Raw genomic sequence first — 19,610 nt, forward strand, 5'->3', positions numbered from 1 at the left:
AACTGGATCGGGCGCTGACGCGTCGAAGGTCTCGGTTGTGAGTGTGGTGTCTTACGGCAAGCGCCATCCGGATTTCAAGGAAAATGACACATGATCGGGGGCAGGGCTCCTGAGAGGGTGTCGATCGGTCACATGACGGAACCACGGCTTTACATGGACTGGAACGCAACCGCGCCGCTCGACCCGGCTGCGCGCGATGCCGTGCTGTCGGCCCTTTCCCTTCCGGGCAATGCCTCCTCCGTTCATCGCGAGGGCCGTGCCGCCCGTGCCGTCATTGAAACCGCGCGCCGCGACGTGGCCGCGCTCGTCGGCACAAAGCCGGCCCATGTGGTCTTCACCAGCGGCGCGACAGAAGCCTCCAGCCTCGCCCTGTCGCCTGTGCTGCGGATGGGCCGGGCACCGCTTGCCGTCAGTCACCTCTATGTGTCCGCCATCGAACATCCGGCGATCCGCGCCGGTGGCCGTTTTCCGGCAGACCGGGTAACGGAAATTCCGGTGACGCCGGCGGGTGTGGTGGATCTCGACGCACTGTCGGCTCTTCTTTTGGCTCATGATACCGCCGCTGGCCTGCCGATGGTGGCGGTGATGCTCGCCAACAATGAGAGCGGCATCGTTCAGCCTGTCGCGGAGGTCGCCGAGATCGTCCGCAGGGCAGGCGGCGTTTTTGTCGTGGATGCGGTGCAGGCAGCGGGGCGCCTGCCGCTGTCGCTGGCTGCGATCGGCTGCGATTTCCTCATTCTGTCGTCCCACAAGATCGGCGGCCCGAAAGGGGCTGGAGCCCTCGTCTCGGCCGGTGAGGTGATGATGCCGCCGCCGCTGGTGACGGGCGGCGGTCAGGAGAAGGGCCATCGCTCCGGTACGGAGAATGTCGCCGCTATCGCCGGATTCGGCGCGGCCGCACGGATGGCTGCGGAAAACCTCGAGGCGCGCAATGCCGCCATCGCCGCTCGCCGGGATGGGATCGAGGCCGGAATGCGACGTCTGGCGCCGGATGTCATCATTCATGGCGTCGATGGTCCGCGGCTTGCCAACACGAGTTTCTTCACGTTGCCGGGCCTGCCGGCTGAGACGGGCCAGATTGCCTTCGATCTCGAAGGGGTCGCGCTATCGGCCGGTTCGGCCTGCTCTTCTGGCAAGGTGGGCGAGAGCCACGTGCTGGTTGCCATGGGCCAGGATGCCCGGCGCGGCGCGCTTCGGCTGTCGATCGGTACCACGACGTCCGATGCGGATGCCGAGCGCTTTCTGGCCGTCTTCGGGAAAATCGCTGCAAGGCGCAGAAAGACGGATGCGGCCGCCTGAGCGGCAAAGAACCTGCGGAAATGCAATTTTCCGCTTGGCAAAAGGGGTGAATCCATCCTTTTAACCACTACATGAGCGATACGCCGTGAAAGACGTATCGAACGACAAGCTGCCGGACCTTTTCTCCGGCAAGATTGGAGACCGACATGCCTGCCGTGCAGGAAACGATCGACCAGGTCCGCCAGATTGACGTGGACCAGTACAAATACGGTTTCGAGACCACCATCGAAATGGACAAGGCGCCCAAGGGCCTGTCCGAAGAGATCATCCGCTTCATCTCCGCCAAGAAGCAGGAGCCGGACTGGATGCTCGAATGGCGCCTCGACGCCTATCGCCGCTGGCTCACCATGGACGAGCCGGACTGGGCGCGCGTCGATTATCCGAAGATCGACTTCAACGATCTCTACTACTATGCCGCACCGAAGAACCAGAGCGGCCCGAAGTCGCTTGACGAGGTCGATCCCGAGCTGCTGCGCACCTATGAGAAGCTCGGCATTCCCTTGCGCGAACAGGAAATCCTGGCGGGCGTGAAGACCTCGAAGATCGCCGTCGATGCCGTGTTCGACAGCGTCTCCGTCGTCACCACCTTCAAGGAGGAGCTGAAGAAGGCCGGCGTGATCTTCATGTCGATCTCCGAAGCCATCCGCGAGCATCCGGAACTGGTGAAGAAGTATCTCGGCTCGGTGGTCCCGCCGACGGACAATTATTACGCGACGCTGAACTGCGCCGTCTTCACCGACGGCTCCTTCGTCTTCGTTCCCAAGGGCGTGCGCTGCCCGATGGAATTGTCGACCTATTTCCGCATCAACGAGAAGAACACCGGCCAGTTCGAGCGTACGCTGATCATCGCCGAAGACGGCGCCTACGTCTCCTATCTCGAAGGTTGCACGGCACCGCAGCGCGACGAGAACCAACTGCACGCCGCCGTGGTGGAGCTTGTGGCGCTCGATGATGCCGAGATCAAGTATTCCACCGTCCAGAACTGGTATCCGGGCGACAAGGAAGGCAAGGGCGGCATCTACAACTTCGTCACCAAGCGCGGTGATTGCCGCGGTGCGCGCTCCAAGATCTCTTGGACGCAGGTCGAGACCGGTTCGGCCATTACCTGGAAATATCCGAGCTGCATTCTGCGCGGCGACGACAGCCGCGGCGAGTTCTACTCGATTGCCGTGTCGAACGGCCATCAGCAGATCGACTCCGGGACCAAGATGATCCATCTCGGCAAGAACACGTCGAGCCGCATCATCTCCAAGGGCATCTCGGCGGGCTTCTCGTCGAACACCTATCGCGGCCAGGTCTCGGCCCACCGCAAGGCGACGAATGCCCGCAACTTCACCCAGTGCGACTCGCTGCTGATCGGCGACAAGTGCGGCGCCCACACGGTGCCATACATCGAGGCGAAGAACTCGACCTGCCAGTTCGAGCACGAAGCCACCACATCGAAGATCTCCGAAGATCAGCTCTTCTACTGCCTCCAGCGCGGCATCCCGGAAGAAGCGGCCATCGCCCTCATCGTCAACGGCTTCGTCAAGGAAGTCATCCAGGAACTGCCGATGGAATTTGCGGTCGAAGCGCAGAAGCTGATCGGGATCTCGCTGGAAGGGTCGGTCGGCTGATGGCATCGCTCTCCCACCCTGTTCAGCCTGCCGTCCGGGCGAACTTCGGTTCGCTCGGCAGCGAAGAGGCTGCGCTGGCGGACATTGTCCACCGGCTGGTGGGAGCGCTCGACCCCCAGATGATCTGGCTGTTCGGCAGCCGCGCGCGCGGCGGGGCGAGGCCCGATAGCGATTTCGACATCCTCGTCGTGGCGCGCGAAAACGGTGCTTTCGACGGGGATGACTACGACAAGGTCTATGCGCCGCTGAAGGGCACGGGAATCGGTGCGGATATCGTGCCGTGCGATCTCGATGTCTTTCACGCAAGCCTCGGGCTCAAGACCTCTTTCGTGCGTCAGGTGGTCGATCATGGACGCCTTCTCTATGGAGATGTGCCGGCATGACGCCCGAGGAACTGCGGCACCAGCGCATCCGCGCCTTCCGCCAATTGGCACAGGAAGAGTTTGAGGTCGCGCTGGAAATTAAAGTGAAGCACCGGCGTCAGGCTGCCTACTTCCTGCAGCAGTCGGTGGAAAAGCTGTTGCGCGGGGTACTGGAAGTGGCGGGGATACCTGCCGGTCCCATGCACAACATCCGTGCGCTGGCCGAACTTCTCGGCAAGGACCACGTCCTGTTCGAGACATTTGTCGAGCTGGATGAGTTGTCGCCGGCTGCGACGCGTTTTCGCTATCCAAGCCCGAAAGGGACAGTGGCGGATTTTGACGAGACGAAATTTGACGCCCTGGTCCCGAAGATCGAGGCGCTGATGAAAGAGGCGGGGACGTTGATGGACGACTGTCTCGCAGGACATTGACGGTGAGGCGCAAGTCTCCCGTATGACGATCAAACAGGCGGCCCTTGAACCGCCCCATGCTCAGGAACACCACCATGCTTGAAATCAAGAACCTTCATGCCAAGATCGCCGACACCGAGACGGAGATCATCCGTGGCCTGAACCTCACCGTGAAGGCCGGCGAAGTCGCTGCCATCATGGGCCCGAACGGCTCCGGCAAGTCGACGCTCTCCTACATCCTGTCGGGCCGCGAAGACTATGAGGTCACCTCCGGCGACATTCTCTACAACGGCGAGAGCATTCTCGAGCTGGATCCGGCCGAGCGCGCCGCAAAGGGTATCTTCCTGGCCTTCCAATATCCGGTCGAAATCCCCGGCGTTGCCACCATGCAGTTCCTGAAGGTGGCGATGAACGAGCAGCGCAAGGCGCGCGGCGAGGACGAGCTGACGACGCCGGACTTCATGCGCCGCGTCAAGGAAGCCGCCGGCGGCCTGCAGATCGATCCCGCCATGCTGAAGCGTCCGCTCAACGTCGGCTTCTCCGGCGGCGAGAAGAAGCGCGCCGAAATCCTGCAGATGGCGCTCCTGGAACCGAAGCTCTGCGTGCTCGACGAAACCGACTCCGGCCTCGATATCGACGCGCTGAAGATCGTCGCCGACGGCGTGAACGCGCTGCGCTCGCCCGATCGCGCCACCATCGTCATCACCCACTACCAGCGCCTGCTGGACTACATCGTGCCGGATACGGTCCATGTTCTCTACAAGGGCCAGGTCATCAAGTCCGGCGACAAGACGCTCGCCCATGAGCTTGAGGCCAATGGCTATGCCGACATCATCGGTGCGGCCGCCTGATCGGGTGGGGGAAGGATTGATCCGATGAATGTTCATGCTCCCATCACGCTGACGGTCGCCGAACAGGCGCTGCTGGATGCGTTCGATGCGGCCGCCGGCGAACTGCCGGGCGATGCCGCCGTCATCTCCGCCCGCGACCGGCTGCTGCATGCCGTGCGTGTCGAAGGCCTGCCGACCCGCCGCGTCGAGGCCTGGCACTATACGGACCTGCGCGCGCTGCTGCGTGCCGTGCCGGCCGTCGATCCGGCGGCGTCCACCAGAACGGTGGCGCCGCTTGTCGATGGTGCGCATGTGCTGTCGATCCTCGACGGCAAGGCAAGCATCAAGGGCGCCCCGAAGGGCGTTGCCGTCGCCTCCTATGGTGCCGCGCTCGAGGACGGCAGCGCCGCATCCGATCTTGCCGACCGCGGCAGGGACGATGCGATCGGCCGCCTCAACGGTGCCTTCGTCAAGGACGGCCTCTCGCTCACCATCGGCAGCGACGCAGACCTTGAGAATCCGATCGAGGTGCAGGTGGTTCAGGCACGCGGCCAGAGCCATGCGCGCCTGCCGGTCCGCGTCGATGAGGGCGTTACGGCAACCCTGATCGAACGGCACGTGTCCAGCGATACAGCGCCGAGCCTGGTCACCGCGGTCACCGATCTCACGGTCGGCAAGGGCGCCGATGTCACCTATGTCATCGTGCAGCAGCAGGGGGAGGCCGACAGCCATCTCGGCCAGATCCGTTTCACGATCGGCGAAGAGGCCAAGCTGACGCTCTTCGTCATCAATGCCGGCGGCAAGCTGGTGCGCCAGGAAATCCATGGCGCCGTCGTGGGCGAGGGTGCCGATCTCACCTTGCGCGCCGTCAACCTCATGGGCGGCGAGACGCACACCGACGTGACCTTCACAATGGGCCACGACGTGCCGAACACGACCTCGACGGAGATCATCCGCAACGTGCTGTTCGATCGCGCCCGCGGTGTCTTCCAGGGCCAGATCCGGGTTGCGCCGGATGCCCAGAAGACCGATGCGAAGATGGCGTGCAACACGCTGCTGCTCTCCGACGATGCCGATCTCTCGGCCAAGCCGGAGCTGGAGATCTTCGCTGACGACGTGCAGTGCGGCCATGGCGCCACGGTTGCCGATATCGATCCCACGCAGTTCTACTACCTGCAGGCTCGCGGCATTCCGGCCCCCAAGGCGCGCGCCCTGCTGATCAAGGCCTTCGTGGCCGAGGTCGTGGAAGAACTGGACGACGAGCCGCTGGTGGAGGCGCTGGAAGGCGTCATCGAAACCTGGCTCGACCGGCATTCGATCTGACACGCGAAAAACGACGAGGATGACCGGCCCGCCTTTCAGGGGCCGGTCCCGTGATTGAACGAGCCGCGCGGGCGACCCGCAATTCCGGCTCCGGCCAAGGTGATCCGCAATGACCGGCATTCATCCCGCACAGCCCGGCGCCGCCCCGGCAGCCTATGACGTGGAGGCGATCCGCAAGGATTTCCCGATCCTGTCGCGCAGCGTCTACGGCAAGCCGCTGGTTTATCTCGACAACGGCGCGTCTGCCCAGAAGCCGCAGGTGGTGATCGACGCCGTCGCCCATGCCTATTCCAACGAATATGCCAATGTGCACCGCGGCCTGCATTTCCTCTCGAATGCGGCGACCGACGCCTACGAGGCAGCCCGCGAGAAGGTGCGCCGTTTCCTCAATGCCGGCTCCGTGGACGAGATCATTTTCACGAAATCCTCGACCGAGGCGATCAACACGGTCGCCTATGGCTACGGCATGCCGAAGCTTGGACCCGATGACGAGATCGTCATCTCGATCATGGAGCACCACTCCAACATCGTGCCCTGGCATTTCATCCGCGAGCGGCAGGGCGCCAAGATTGTCTGGGCGCCGGTGGACGATCAGGGTGCCTTTCATATCGATGATTTCGTCAAGTGCCTGAGCGACAAGACCAAGCTGATCGCGATCACCCACATGTCGAACGCGCTTGGCACTATCGTTCCGGTCAAGGAGATCTGCCGCATCGCCCGGGAGCGCGGCATTCCGGTGCTGGTCGATGGCTCGCAGGGCGCCGTGCATCTGCCCGTTGATGTCAGGGACATCGACTGCGACTGGTATGTGATGACCGGTCACAAGCTGTACGGCCCCTCCGGCATCGGCGTTCTCTATGGCAAGATGGATCGCCTGAAGGAGATGCGCCCCTTCATGGGCGGTGGCGAGATGATCATCGATGTCTCCGAGGACGGCGTCACCTACAACGACCCGCCGCACCGCTTCGAGGCCGGCACGCCGCCCATCGTACAGGCGATCGGTCTCGGCTATGCGCTTGATTACATGGACGGGATCGGCCGTGCCGCTATCGCCGCCCACGAGGCGGATCTGGCCCGCTACGCGGCCGAGCAGCTGGCCGGCGTGAAGGCACTGCGCGTCTTCGGCACGGCGCCGGACAAGGGCTCGATCTTCTCCTTCGAGATCGAGGGCATTCATGCCCATGACGTCTCGATGGTCATCGACCGCGCCGGCATTGCCGTTCGCGCCGGAACCCATTGCGCCCAGCCGCTCTTGAAACGCTTCGGCGTCACCTCCACATGCCGCGCGAGTTTCGGCCTCTACAACACGCGCGCCGAAGTCGATAGTCTGGTCGCGGCGCTGGAACATGCCCGCCGCTTCTTTTCCTGAGGAATGCCCGATGAGCCTTGAATCCACCGAAGAGAAGATCGACGTGCGCGACGGCATCGTCCATTCCGCCATTCCGGCCGAGGAACTGGCCCGCCTGTCGGACGATATCATCGCCGCGCTGAAGACGGTCTACGACCCCGAAATCCCCGCCGACATTTTCGAGCTTGGCCTGATCTACAAGATCGATATCGAGGACGACCGTCTGGTCAAGATCGACATGACGCTGACCGCGCCGGGCTGCCCGGTCGCCGGCGAGATGCCGGGCTGGGTCGAGAATGCCGTGGGCGCCGTCGAAGGCGTATCCGGCGTCGAGGTTGCCATGACCTTCGATCCGCCGTGGACGCCCGACCGCATGTCCGAAGAGGCACAGGTCGCCGTCGGCTGGTATTGAGCCGGCAAGCCATTGAAGCATTAACGATCCGCCATTACCTTAGGGATGGTGAGGTGCTTCGCGGCGCATAGAAGTTGCGAAGCCCATGACGGAACCGCCGGGCCTTGAACCCGGCCGGCGAAGGAGAAGAGGCAGATGGCCTTTGCAGTGATGAGCCTGACGGAAGCGGCCGCGAGCCGGGTGCGGGAGATCGTTGAGAATGCCGGCGGCGATGCGCGCGGCATTCGGGTCGGCATCAAGAAGGGCGGTTGCGCCGGCATGGAATATGCCGTCGATCTTGTGACCGACGCTGCTGTGAAGGGCGACCTTGTGGAGCGCGACGGTGCCAAGGTCTGGGTGGCACCGGAAGCCGTGCTTTATCTGCTCGGCACCGAGATGGACTTCGAGGTGACGACGCTTCGCTCGGGCTTCACCTTCCACAATCCGAACCAGACATCGGCCTGCGGTTGCGGCGAGTCTGTCGAACTGAAGCCGGCCGACCTTGCCGCCCTGGCGGCTCAGGGCAACCCGGTTGTCCCGGCTGCCGGCACCTGAGGGCGCGCCCTGCACGGTCATCAGCCTAGCTAGAATTGACGATTGCACAGACCGTAACTGCGGGCGAACGCCCGGATGGCGCGAAATCTGGTTGCGCGCCGTTTGCAACAGGCCCGGCACCGTTTATAGGGAATTGGCGTCCCATCCTGGTGTCTTTGATGCCCTTTCAGCAGGACTATGTTGTCCAGGCCCTTTTCAGGGATTTCCCGAGCGCGGTTTTCTTTGCCGATCCGCAGAAGCGTCTTCGTGCGGCCAATCCAGCGGCTTTGAAGCTGTTCGGCTACGCGCTTGATGATCTGATCGATCAACCGGTTCGCCTGCTGTTTGCATCCGACGAGGAATATCAGACCTGCCTGACGAAGCGGGAACGTGAAGCGATCACGCAGGTATCGGTCGACTCTCTCTACAGCTTTCAGCGCTCGGATGGATCGATTTTCCAGGGCCAGATGCGATCGACCCTCGTCAACGCCGCAGACAGCACCGTCAGCGGCTTTATCGGGGTCATCACCGATGTGACGCCGATGATCCGGCTCGAGGAGAAGCACAAGGACGCGGAGCGTCTGCTGGATGCGGCTCTCGGCACGATCGACCAGGGTTTCGCCATCTACGACAAGGATGAGCGCCTGGTGATCTTCAATGCGGCCTACCGCAGGCTCTTTGGCGATGTGGACATCAAGGCCGGCATGACCGGCAGCGAGATCATCGATCTCGCCTCCCGGTCCGGGTCCTTCGGGCAGTTCGACACCGATGCCGAGCGTCTGGCCTGGGCGGATAGCCGCTTGGCGACGTTGCGGCTGGTGTCGTCGCCGTTCAAGATCCTGCGCTATGCCGATGGCCGCCTCTGGCGCTGCGTGGACCGCCGCATGCCCGATGGCAGCACCGTTGCGCTGCGCGTGGACGTAACGGAGGTTCAGGCCGCCTTGACGGCGGTCGAGCGGCGCGAACGGGAATATCTGACGCTCCTGCAAAACCTACCCGAGATGGTCTGCCGCATTTCGCGGGATCTCACGGTGCTGTTCGTCAACGACGGCTATGCGCGTTTCTTCAATCGGCCGATCGAGGACAATGTCGGGCGCAACATTCTGGAGCTTGTTGTAGAGGAGCGCCGCGACATCCTTCGGCGGACGCTGGAGGGGCTGTCTGCCGACAGGCTCCGTGCCAGCTACGAAGCGGTCCATCCGCAGGCGGATGGCAGCGTATGCGTTGTCGAATGGACCTTCGTGGCCGTCCTTGGCGAGAACGAGCCGACGGAATTCGTCGCTGTGGGGCGCGACGTGACGGAGTTCAAGCGCCGTAACGAAGCTCTCAGCCTCTTTGCCGCGACGGTGGCCCACGACCTCAAGGCGCCGCTGCGCCACATCGCAAGCTTCTCCGAGATGCTCGTGGAAGATCTCGCAGACGGCAGGCATGGCGAACTGGCCTTCTATGCCGGCAACATCCGGCAGAGCGCCGAGCGCATGCAGCGGCTGATCCAGAATCTTCTGGAATATGCCCAGATCGCCCATCGCATCACCAAGCATCACTGTGTGGACCTGCACGGCGTGGTGCGCGATGTCATGGCGCTGATGGAAACGACGGTCTCCGAGACGGGTGCCCGCATCGAGGTCGGTCGCCTGCCGTCGATAAGTGGCGATCAGGAACTCCTGAAGCGGCTGGCGCAGAACCTCATTGGCAACGCGCTGAAGTATCGTCGCCCAGACCGCCAGCCGGTTGTCCGCATCTATGGCAGCAGCCATGCGCTGTTCTCCACGCTTGTGGTGGAGGATGAGGGGATCGGCATCGAGCCTGCCCACGAGAAGCGGATCTTCGATCTCTTCCAGCGCCTGCATCGCGATGAGAGCGTCTACAAGGGCACGGGCATCGGTCTGGCAATTGCCAAGAGGATCGTCGAAAGCCATGGCGGCACGATCCGCCTTGATACGAGCTACCGGGAGGGCGCGCGTTTCGTGGTGACGTTCCCGCCCGAGGCCGACGCGACGCCGCTGCCGGCGGACGCCACCGGCGCGGAAGGAAGCTGTGCCTGGTAAGAGGAATGGCCGGATGTAACGCCCGGCCATCACCATTTTCAGAGGCGTGACGCCTGCTTGCCGCCGTTACTCGGCCGCCTCTGCATAGTCCTCCACCGGAGGGCAGGTGCAGACGAGATTGCGGTCTCCATAGACATTGTCGACGCGGTTGACCGACGACCAGTACTTGTCCACCCGGAAGGCGCCGGGCGGGAAGCAGGCCTGTTCGCGGCTATAGGGTCGGTTCCATTCGCCGACGAGATCCTCGACCGTGTGCGGGGCATTCTTCAGCGGGTTGTTCTCCCGGTCCATACGGCCTTCCTCGATGGCGCGTGCCTCCTCGCGGATCGACAGCATGGCCTCGCAGAAGCGGTCGAGCTCCGCCTTGGTCTCGCTCTCGGTCGGCTCGATCATCAGCGTGCCGGCCACCGGCCAGCTCATGGTCGGCGCATGGAAGCCGCTGTCGATGAGGCGCTTGGCGACATCGTCCACGGTGACGCCAGCGCTTGCCGCCAGCGGACGCGTGTCGATGATGCACTCGTGTGCCACGCGTCCCTTGGACGACGTATAGAGCACGTCGAAGGCACCCTTCAGACGGGCCGCGATGTAGTTGGCGTTGAGGATCGCCACCTTCGTCGCCTGCGTCAGCCCTTCGCCGCCCATCATCAGGCAGTAGCTCCAGGAGATCGGCAGGATCGACGCGGAACCGAAGGGCGCGGCCGAGACAGCGCCCGTGCCGCCGAGACCTGGCACCTGCGGGTGGCCCGGAAGGTAGGGGGCCAGATGCGCCTTGACGCCGATCGGACCCATGCCGGGACCGCCCCCGCCATGCGGGATGCAGAAGGTCTTGTGGAGGTTGAGGTGCGAGACGTCGGAGCCGATGTCGCCGGGGCGAGCGAGGCCGACCATGGCGTTCATGTTGGCGCCGTCCATATAGACCTGGCCGCCATGGGTGTGAACGATTTCGCAGATCTCGCGGACATTCTCTTCGAACACGCCGTGAGTAGACGGGTAGGTGATCATGCAGCACGAGAGCTTGTCGGCATAAGCCTCTGCCTTGGAACGGAAATCATCCATATCGATGTCGCCGTTCTCGCTGACCTTCACCACAACCACTGTCATGCCGGCCATCTGGGCCGAGGCCGGGTTGGTGCCGTGCGCGGAGGTCGGTATGAGGCAGACGGTGCGATGCGCCTCGCCACGGGCCTCGTGGTAGGCGCGGATGGTCAGGAGCCCCGCATATTCGCCCTGGGCGCCGGAATTGGGCTGCATGGAGACAGCGTCGTAGCCGGTGACCTGGCAGAGCTTGTCGGCGAGGTCCTGGATCATGTGGCGGTAACCCTCGGCCTGATCGGCAGGCGCGAAGGGATGGATCTCCGAGAATTCCGGCCAGGTGATCGGCAGCATCTCGGCGGTCGCATTAAGCTTCATGGTGCAGGAGCCGAGCGGGATCATGGCCCGGTCAAGCGCCAGATCGCGGTCCGCAAGCCGGCGGATGTAGCGGGTCATCTCGCTTTCCGCGCGGTTCATGTGGAAGATCGGGTGCGTCAGGTAATCCGTTGTTCTTAGGAGATTTTCCGGAAGTCTGTATTCCGGATCGAAGGCCGAGACCTCGAAGTCTCCGCCAAATGCCCGCCAGACGGCCTCCAGCGTGACCGGGCGCGAGCGTTCATCAAGAGAAATCCCGATCCTGTCGTCCCCGATCTTGCGCAGGTTGACGCCTTCGGCCACCGCGGTTTTCAGGATGATGCCCTGAAGCTTGCCGACATCGACGGTGATGGTGTCGAAAAATGCTTCCGGTTCAACGCGGTAGCCGAGTTTTTCAAGTCCCATCGCAAGGCGCACGGTCTTTTTGTGAACACTTTGCGCTATCGCCTTGATTCCCTTGGGGCCATGGAAGACGGCATACATTGAGGCCATCACGGCCAGCAGTACCTGGGCCGTGCAGATGTTGGAGGTGGCCTTCTCGCGACGGATATGCTGCTCGCGGGTCTGCAGAGACAGGCGGTAGGCGCGGTTGCCGCGGGCATCGACGGAGACGCCGACGAGGCGGCCGGGCATGGAGCGCTTGTGCGCGTCCTTGACCGCCATGTAGGCCGCGTGCGGGCCGCCGTAGCCGACCGGCACGCCGAAGCGCTGGGTGGAGCCGATGGCGATATCGGCGCCCATTTCGCCCGGCGATTTCAGGAGCGCCAGCGCCAGCGGATCGGCCGCGACGATGGCGATGGCCCCGGTCTGGTGGAGGCGGGCGATCAGGCCGGTGAAGTCGTGAACATGCCCATAGGTGCCGGGGTACTGGAAGATGGCACCGAAAACATCGACCGGATCGAGGTCGGCGAAGGGATTGCCAATCGTCACCGTCCAGCCGAGCGGCTCGGCGCGGGTCATGATGAGAGCAATGGTCTGCGGATGGCAGTTCTCGTCCACGAAGAACGTCTTCGCTTTCGACTTCGAAACGCGCTCCGCCATCGCCATCGCTTCGGCAGCAGCCGTCGCCTCGTCAAGAAGCGAGGCATTCGCGACGTCGAGACCCGTGAGGTCGCAAACCATCGTCTGGTAGTTCAGAAGCGCTTCCAGACGGCCCTGGCTGATCTCCGGCTGGTAGGGCGTGTAGGCCGTATACCAGGCGGGGTTTTCCAGAATGTTGCGCTGGATGACCGGCGGCGTGATCGTGCCGTAGTAGCCCATGCCGATGAGGGACACGAGCTTCTGGTTCCGGTTGGCCGTTTCGCGCAGCTTGTCGAGCGCCTCGCGTTCCGTCATGGCAGGCCCCCAGGCCAGCGGCACGGTCTGGCGGATGGAGGCAGGCACGGTATCGTCGATCAGCGCATCGAGGCTCGGATAGCCCACGACCTTCAGCATCTCGTCCATTTCGGCCGGCGAGGGTCCGATGTGGCGGCGGTTGGCAAAGTCGTAGGGCTTGTAATCGGTAAAGGTGAAATCGACCGGCAGCGACATCAGGCGACGAGCTCCTGATAGGCGGCTTCGTCCAGCAGGCCGTCGAGCTCGGACGTGTCGGCAAGCTTGATCTTGAAGAACCAGGCTGCACCCTGCGGATCGGAATTTACAAGCGAAGGATCGGAAACGATGGCATCGTTGACCGCGACGATCTCGCCGGCCACGGGCGAATAGACATCCGATGCCGCCTTTACGGATTCGACGGTCGCGGCACTGTCGCCCTTGCCGAAGCTGGCGCCGGCCTCCGGCAGCTCCACGAAAACGAGATCGCCGAGCTGCGCGGCCGCGTGGGTAGTGATGCCGACGGTGGCGATATCGCCGTCGATCTGGAGCCATTCGTGATCGGGGGTGAATTTCAGCATGGGATTATTCCTTTGATCTGGAAATTGTAGCGTCAGTCGCTGACAGGGTGGAAAAACGGCGGTATTCAGGGCTCAGCGCTTGAAGCGCGCCGGAACGAAGGGCAGGGCGGCGACGGTGACCGGCAGATACTTGCCGCGCACCTCGGCAAAGAGCGGCGAGCCGACTGCGGCATGGGCGCTGTCCACGAGGCCCATGGCGACGGGCCAGTCGACGCTCGGTCCAAAGCCGCCGGAGGTGACAGTGCCCACCGGCTGTTGTCCCTCGGCGTCTGCAAAGAGTGCGACGCCGCCGCGCACCGGAGCGCGACCCTCGGGTTTCAGGCCGACACGGCGACGGACGGCGCCCTGATCGAGTTCGGCGAGGATGCGCGTTGCGCCGGGAAAGCCGCCGGCCCGCGCACCGCCGGTGCGGCGGACTTTCTGCATCGCCCATTCCAGCGAGGCCTCGACGGGGCTGATGCCCTCGTCGATATCGTTGCCGTAGAGGCAGAGGCCGGCTTCGAGGCGCAGCGAGTCACGGGCACCGAGCCCGACCGGCTGGACGTCTGCCTGGGCGAGGAGAGCACGCGCAAGGCTTTCCGCAGCGCCGGCAGGGACGGAGATCTCGTAGCCATCCTCGCCGGAATAGCCCGAGCGGGTGACGAAACAGTCCGCACCGTCAATCGTTGCAGGCCGGGCATCCATGAAGCGCATCCCGGCCGCCTCGGGCCAGAGGGCGGCCAGTCCGGCTTCCGCCTTCGGCCCCTGAAGCGCGATCAGGGCGCGATCCTCGATCAGCGTGATGTCGCACACGTCGGCAAGGGCGGCGCGCATATGGGCCACGTCCTCGTGCTTTCGGGAGGCATTGACGACGAGGAAGAGATGGTCGCCGCGATTGACGATCATGAGGTCGTCGAGGATGCCTCCGGTCTCATTGGTGAAGAGCCCGTAGCGCTGCCGGCCCGGCTGTATGCCGAGCACATCGACGGGAACGAGGCGTTCGAGCGCCAGCGCCGCATCCTCGACCCGGCCAGATTTCGGCACGAGCGTGACCTGTCCCATATGCGAGACATCGAAGAGACCGGCGGCGGCGCGGGTGTGCAGGTGTTCCTTCAGGATGCCGTCCGGATACTGGACCGGCATGGAATAGCCGGCGAAGGGCACCATGCGGGCACCGAGAGACAGGTGAAGATCGTGAAGCGGGGTCGTCAACAGGGTGGATGCTGTGTCCACGGTCTGCCTCCAGGTTGTGGCGCCACGCGCCGGCTCATGACGGGCAGGGGACGAATGTCCGCATGCCGTGAGCCCCCTCTGTCCCTTTGCCTGAGATTGTTATCCCTTCGGCGAGCGGATGCTTCTCTCCAGAGTCCTTTCGGCATCTTGTTGGTCCTTTCGCCTGAGAGTTTCCGGGGCGGTTGCTCCTTCGGCACCGGGCGTGAACCTTTCGATCGACCCGACTTCTCCCAACAAGATGAGAGCAGATAACGGGCTCCCCTGCCGTTTGGCAAGAGGGGATGTCGCGCCTGAACAGATAAAAGTCGCTGTCAACAACACGCGTGCGGAGGCGCCCGTGGACTGCCGCAATCGAAGAGAGATGCCGGCAGGTCAGGATTTGCGGCGGACTGGCGGGGTCACGAGCTGCGTCTCTGTCATTTCCTTCGCCGTCAGGTAATGCAGGCGGTCCGGCGGCGTTTCGAGACCGAGAAGCCAGAGATCGGGCTTCACGCCCATCGATTGCAGGTGACGGCCGATTCGGGCCGTCGTTACCTGCGTCGTCGCCATTGCCTCGGCCCCCGTCGGGGCGCGGCCTTCCCGGCCGGATCCGTCATAGATCTGGTGGACGCCGACAATGGCGCCATCCTCCACGCTGCGCCTGACGCCGCCGGCCAGCACGAGCGGGCAGGAGGAGGCGCAGAGCGCACCAGCCTTCACTTCCGTGGCGAGGCCCTTGTCGCGGATGAGCTTCGAAATCTCCAGCGCATCGGCAACGGAACCACCCGGCGAGGACAGAACGACGGTCTTCACATACTCGCCGCGCGCCTCGACCTCGGCCGCAAAGCGCGCTGCCGCGCCGCTGTCGATCGTGCCTTCGGCCAGAAGCGTGCCACCCGGCTGGAGATCGAAACGCATCGGCGCTCGAAGCACGGCCTCGGCCGTCTTGATTTCCGCAGGCGCGCCTTCCGGCTTGCCCTCGGTCAGCGCGGGCGGAAGCACGGGCAGGGACGGGGCGGCACCCGGCTGCGCAGCGCCCGGCACATCGGCTTCCAGCACGAGGTCGCGGTAGTCGAGCACCACGAGGATGGCCGCCACCGACAGGACGGCGGTAAAGGCATGCCGCATCAAGGTGCCGTCGTCGGTGGAGACGAGGAACCGGCCGGTGCGCTTCAGGCTGTCGCTGAGACCCATGGCGTCTCTCCGTCAGGCCGGCGGTCCCTTGCGCGGGGTCTTGCCGGCAAGGTCGAGGCTGGTGACATTGGCAGGCGCGTCGTCAACGCTGTCGGTCGCGGCCTCCAGTGCCGCTTCCATGCGCTCGGCATGATCAGGCATGCCGGCTGTGACCGCACGACTGACACGCAGCGCCTCGATCAGCTCGGCAGCGGTGATGCGTTCGGCCAGCGGCAGGGCATCCTCCTGACGGCGCAAGGCGGAATGAACGATGGCAAGCATGAAGACCAGCACGGCCGGCAAGAGGTCGATGGAAATGGCGCCTGCCCAGCTTGGAATGAAGTCCGAGGCATAGCGCAACACTGCTTCGGCAGATGATAGCGGCACGAATCGGCGTTCTGCGACCGGCTTGCGTGCGAGAATCTCGTCGGCGGCCGCCGAGAGTACCTTGGACTGCGAGGTGACGGAGGTGCGGATCGTCTCCATCACCTGATCCTGCCGCTGCGCAAGGCCTGCTTCCGCGCCGCTCGCTACAGGCGCGATGAAGCCGAGCGAGAGGTCGTCGGCGGCGCGTTTGACCGACGCGGCAATGGATGTCTGCTCCAGCGAGGCAATGACGCCGGAGAGCGCCACGGCTTCGGTTGCGAAGGTGTCGGCACGCGGCTCGATGGCGCCGGGAGCGGAGACGAGACCGCGCATCGTGGCCAGATGCTTGCGCCCGTCATCAAAGAGCGTGGTCACCCGTTCCCGCGACGCGGTGATGCCGTTTTCCAGTTCCTTGAGCTGCGCGGCCATCTGCGAGAGAAGCTGCACCACGGAGCCGGAACCGGTCGTTCCAGTGAGTGCCCCGGTTTCCTGCTCCTGCTGGGCAAGGCGCGAGAAGCGCTCGCTGGCGCGCTGGATATCCGGGAGCAGGCTTTGGGCTGCCAGTGCGTTCTGGTGCGCTTGGTCCAGATCCTGCGTGTAATCCTCGATGGTTTCCGCGAGATGCTGCTCCAGCGCTGCCGAGCCTGCAAGTGCTGCCGCATTCAGCCAGCTCGACATGGCGATGATCATGGCGCAGCCAAGCGCCATGACGCCAAGCATGGCGGTGCGACCCGTCGCGCTGGTCACATGCGGATAGAACCGCGCCATGTAGCTCCAGAAGGCATAGATCGCGACCGAGACGGCGGTCGAATAGATCACCGCCGCGAAGAACACTGCCGTGGCTGAGCCATCCAGAATGCTGCGCACACCGAGATAGGTATAGACGCCCGAAGCGACCGAAAGGACGGCGAGCGCGAAGCGTGTCATGGTCTCGACGGCGGCAATCCCGTCCTGAAGCCTGTGTGCCGCGCCAAGCGCCATGCGGTCGATCTCCCAGTCTGTTTGTTCAGAAGGTTAACAGATCGTGGACGATACCGGCGAAATGAAGGCTTGGGGAGGAGCGGGGGTCGGGACAGGCCGCTTGGCTCAGCCGGCGAGGGGCTCCGGTCCCTCGACGACCAGCCGGTTCTCGATGGCCATACCGCGCGCCGCACCGATTGCCGCTGATTCCGCACGGTCGGATTCGGCGTGCGTTTCAACGCTGCCGCTGAGCACGATGCGCCCCTCGGCTTCCGTCACGGTGATCTGGTCGGCCTGGAGGCCACCTGTCACGGCAATCGCATTCGCGACGGCCCGCTCCAGATCGGCCGCGCCTTCGGCAAAAATTCGCTCCGGTCTTTCGCCCTTATAGAGGTCCGGCTTGAACACCATGGCAGTTCTCCTGGTTGACGGATCAAAGCCGAACAACCCGCGAAAGGCGATTTTGTTCATCTGCCGTTAAGGTTCTGAAATGAATGGAAAAAATAAAGGGTCAAACTTCATCGCCCAAATTTGGGAGCGATCAAATATGTCCGGAAAGGGCGATTGCGCCTTTATTAGGCTCTGCTATCCCATGTCTGTCCACTATCGGACTTCGGGAGAGATTACACCAATGCGCAAGACCCTGCTGTCGGCCGCTGCACTCGCCGCGGCCCTGCTCGCTTCCATGTCGGCTGCCAAGGCCGAAGACCTCGTATTCAAGATCGTCAACGATACGCCCGGCACCCTCGAGCGCTTCTACTCGTCGCCGGTTGGCGTCGATGACTGGGAAGAAGACATTTTCGGCGACAAGGTCGTCGCTCCCGGCGAGACGATGGAAATCACCATCGCCGACGGCCGCTCGGTCTGCAAGTACGACATGCGCTTTGAGTTCACGGAAGATTCCAAGATCGACGATCTCGAGGATTCCCAGGATCTGTGCCAGCTCGGCACCTACACGATCCACCTGAAGTAAGAGGTTGCGCCGGAGGGCTGGGGCCCGCCGATGCGAAGGCCGGCATCGCGCATGCGCGACGCCGGCCTTTTTCATGTTCGGCACCAACCGGATTACTTGCCGGCGGGCAGGCGGGTCTTCAGTGACGCGACGATCTTGTCGGCCAGCGCTTCGTAATCCTCGTCGAAATGGTGACCGCCCTCGATGCCCAGCGTCTCGATGCCCTTGTCCTTGAGTGTGGGGCAGGGATCATCGTCCTCGTCCGTGCCGTAGATGCACTGGATGCGCTTCGGGTCGATCTTGGCGATATCGTCGAGCGAATTGCCGCCCTTGCCTTCGCCGGCAACGCCCAGCCAGCCTTCCACCGAAATCACGTAGTCGACCTCCTTCGAGAAGGCGAGCAGCGACAGCTGGACGACATGGGCCTTGTCGTCGGCGGGCAGCAGATTGTAGGTCGCCGGTAGAACGTCGGCCCCGAAGGAATAGCCGATCAGAAGAACATTCTTGACGCGCCAGTGCTTGCGGTAGGTATCGATGATGCGGGTGAGATCGTCCGCGGTCTCCTGCGGCTTGCGCTCGGACCAGAAGTAGCGCAGCGAATCGACGCCCACCACCGGAATGCCGCGATCCTGCAGCGCGCCGCCAACCTCGCGGTCGAGGTCGCGCCAGCCGCCATCACCGGAATAGATGATCGCCATCGTGTCCATGGTCGGCTTGGCTTCGAGGATGCTGAGCGGCAGGCCGAGCGGATCCTCGGTCTGGTTCTCGGCATTGATGCTGTCATCAAGCGCCTGATCCAGCGTCGTCATCGCATCGTCGTCGCTGTCGCGCGTCACGACGTCGGGGTGATCCTTGACGATCGCCGCGACATGCGCCTTGCCGTCTGCGCTCGCCTTGGGGGTGAAGAGCACCGTCACCGGGGCGGGGAGGTCGCCATCCGTCAGGCCGTACATGACGCGATCGCCGGCCGGTGTCTTCTCAGCCGGCGTGCAGAGATCCTTGTTGGTCAGCGGAATGCCGGCCAGCGGATCGACCGCGATGGCTTCGCCGATCGTGGCCTCCGGGCTCTGGGCGATCATGGCAAGCGCCAGCGCACCACCTTCGCCGATGCCCGCGACGATCGGCGGCGTCAGCTTCTCGGCCTTTCCGACGCGCTGCACCTGGTGGACAAGCGATTCGACATCCGAGATCATGTAGACGCAATCGCCGTCATCGGCCTTCAGCGCCTTGAGATATTCCTGGAAGTCGATGCCAATGACGGCAACGTTCTTTTCCAGAAGGGCTTCGGCTTCCTTCTGCTCGGCCTCGTTCCACCCGTCCCCGTCGGAGATCAGCACGACGTTGGCCACGGGGGGCTCGGACGGCAGCATGATGTGATCGCCGGGAATCATGCCGGTGTCGTAGCGCGGTTGAGCCGTATCCTGTGCGCCGGCAGCGGCGGGCAAAAGGGAAAGGCCGGAAAGAAGAGCAGCGGCAAAAGCCGTTGCGGTCGTCGAAAGCATGCACGT

Annotated in this window: 18 protein-coding genes and 1 riboswitch; of the genes, 11 read left to right on the plus strand and 7 right to left on the minus strand. The window is 63.7% G+C overall.

The features are described 5' to 3' along the window. Window positions 1–132 precede the first annotated feature (132 nt). The 10 genes from ACED18_RS03070 (at window position 133) to ACED18_RS03115 (ending at window position 10,161) form a co-directional block, all read left to right on the plus strand. Window positions 133–1,299 carry a cysteine desulfurase family protein gene (locus ACED18_RS03070; protein ID WP_377288876.1) on the plus strand — a complete coding sequence of 389 codons (1,167 nt, stop codon included), beginning with the start codon at window positions 133–135 and terminating at the stop codon, window positions 1,297–1,299. Between the two features lie 146 nt (window positions 1,300–1,445). Next, a complete protein-coding gene (gene sufB / locus ACED18_RS03075) occupies window positions 1,446–2,915 on the plus strand; it encodes a Fe-S cluster assembly protein SufB (protein ID WP_377288878.1) in 1,470 nt (489 codons plus the stop codon). Continuing rightward, window positions 2,915–3,298: a nucleotidyltransferase domain-containing protein gene (locus tag ACED18_RS03080; protein ID WP_377288880.1), complete on the plus strand. Its 384-nt coding sequence runs from the start codon at window positions 2,915–2,917 to the stop codon at window positions 3,296–3,298. Before sufB ends, ACED18_RS03080 begins: the two co-directional genes overlap by 1 nt. Then, entirely contained in the window at window positions 3,295–3,708 is a 414-nt protein-coding gene (locus ACED18_RS03085; protein WP_377288882.1) for a HEPN domain-containing protein, read from the plus strand. Before ACED18_RS03080 ends, ACED18_RS03085 begins: the two co-directional genes overlap by 4 nt. A gap of 74 nt (window positions 3,709–3,782) precedes the next feature. Next, the gene (sufC, locus tag ACED18_RS03090) at window positions 3,783–4,538 is read left to right on the plus strand and encodes a Fe-S cluster assembly ATPase SufC (RefSeq protein ID WP_377288884.1); all 756 of its coding nucleotides are present in this window, start codon (window positions 3,783–3,785) and stop codon (window positions 4,536–4,538) included. Between the two features lie 24 nt (window positions 4,539–4,562). Then, window positions 4,563–5,840: a Fe-S cluster assembly protein SufD gene (gene sufD, locus ACED18_RS03095; protein WP_377288886.1), complete on the plus strand. Its 1,278-nt coding sequence runs from the start codon at window positions 4,563–4,565 to the stop codon at window positions 5,838–5,840. Between the two features lie 109 nt (window positions 5,841–5,949). After that, window positions 5,950–7,209, plus strand: coding sequence for a cysteine desulfurase (locus tag ACED18_RS03100; RefSeq protein ID WP_377288888.1), 1,260 nt, complete (start codon window positions 5,950–5,952; stop codon window positions 7,207–7,209). Between the two features lie 10 nt (window positions 7,210–7,219). Beyond that, window positions 7,220–7,600, plus strand: coding sequence for an SUF system Fe-S cluster assembly protein (locus ACED18_RS03105; protein WP_377288890.1), 381 nt, complete (start codon window positions 7,220–7,222; stop codon window positions 7,598–7,600). 135 nt (window positions 7,601–7,735) lie between these two features. Then, on the plus strand, window positions 7,736–8,134 hold the full coding sequence (gene sufA / locus ACED18_RS03110) for a Fe-S cluster assembly scaffold SufA (protein WP_377288892.1): 399 nt from the start codon (window positions 7,736–7,738) through the stop codon (window positions 8,132–8,134). A gap of 158 nt (window positions 8,135–8,292) precedes the next feature. Continuing rightward, window positions 8,293–10,161 carry a PAS domain S-box protein gene (locus ACED18_RS03115; protein WP_377288894.1) on the plus strand — a complete coding sequence of 623 codons (1,869 nt, stop codon included), beginning with the start codon at window positions 8,293–8,295 and terminating at the stop codon, window positions 10,159–10,161. Window positions 10,162–10,227: 66 nt separating this feature from the next. Here ACED18_RS03115 and gcvP read toward each other — a convergent pair whose 3' ends face one another. The 6 genes from gcvP to ACED18_RS03145 form a co-directional block, all read right to left on the minus strand. Then, complete coding sequence (gene gcvP, locus ACED18_RS03120) at window positions 10,228–13,098, minus strand: aminomethyl-transferring glycine dehydrogenase (RefSeq protein ID WP_377288896.1); 2,871 nt, start codon at window positions 13,096–13,098, stop codon at window positions 10,228–10,230. After that, entirely contained in the window at window positions 13,098–13,460 is a 363-nt protein-coding gene (gene gcvH, locus ACED18_RS03125; protein WP_377288898.1) for a glycine cleavage system protein GcvH, read from the minus strand. The genes gcvP and gcvH overlap by 1 nt, the downstream gene beginning before the upstream one ends. Before the next feature lie 72 nt (window positions 13,461–13,532). Beyond that, window positions 13,533–14,672 (minus strand): glycine cleavage system aminomethyltransferase GcvT, encoded by a 1,140-nt coding sequence (gene gcvT, locus ACED18_RS03130; RefSeq protein WP_377288900.1) that lies wholly within the window; start codon window positions 14,670–14,672, stop codon window positions 13,533–13,535. Window positions 14,673–14,813: 141 nt separating this feature from the next. Then, window positions 14,814–14,915: riboswitch (glycine riboswitch) on the minus strand. A gap of 129 nt (window positions 14,916–15,044) precedes the next feature. Beyond that, a complete protein-coding gene (locus ACED18_RS03135; RefSeq protein WP_377288902.1) occupies window positions 15,045–15,845 on the minus strand; it encodes a hypothetical protein in 801 nt (266 codons plus the stop codon). Between the two features lie 12 nt (window positions 15,846–15,857). Continuing rightward, window positions 15,858–17,171 carry a hypothetical protein gene (locus ACED18_RS03140; protein ID WP_377288904.1) on the minus strand — a complete coding sequence of 438 codons (1,314 nt, stop codon included), beginning with the start codon at window positions 17,169–17,171 and terminating at the stop codon, window positions 15,858–15,860. Between the two features lie 105 nt (window positions 17,172–17,276). Continuing rightward, window positions 17,277–17,621: a BON domain-containing protein gene (locus ACED18_RS03145; protein WP_377288906.1), complete on the minus strand. Its 345-nt coding sequence runs from the start codon at window positions 17,619–17,621 to the stop codon at window positions 17,277–17,279. Window positions 17,622–17,781: 160 nt separating this feature from the next. Here ACED18_RS03145 and ACED18_RS03150 point away from each other — a divergent pair, with 160 nt between their 5' ends. Next, window positions 17,782–18,123, plus strand: coding sequence for a hypothetical protein (locus ACED18_RS03150; protein ID WP_377288908.1), 342 nt, complete (start codon window positions 17,782–17,784; stop codon window positions 18,121–18,123). 92 nt (window positions 18,124–18,215) lie between these two features. Here the strand turns inward: ACED18_RS03150 and ACED18_RS03155 are convergent, their stop codons facing one another. Further along, a complete protein-coding gene (locus tag ACED18_RS03155) occupies window positions 18,216–19,604 on the minus strand; it encodes a virulence factor family protein (RefSeq protein ID WP_377288910.1) in 1,389 nt (462 codons plus the stop codon). Window positions 19,605–19,610: the final 6 nt, after the last annotated feature.

Origin of the sequence: Rhizobium sp. SG2393, from assembly GCF_042610495.1 — a bacterium.
Lineage (GTDB): Bacteria > Pseudomonadota > Alphaproteobacteria > Rhizobiales > Rhizobiaceae > RU20A.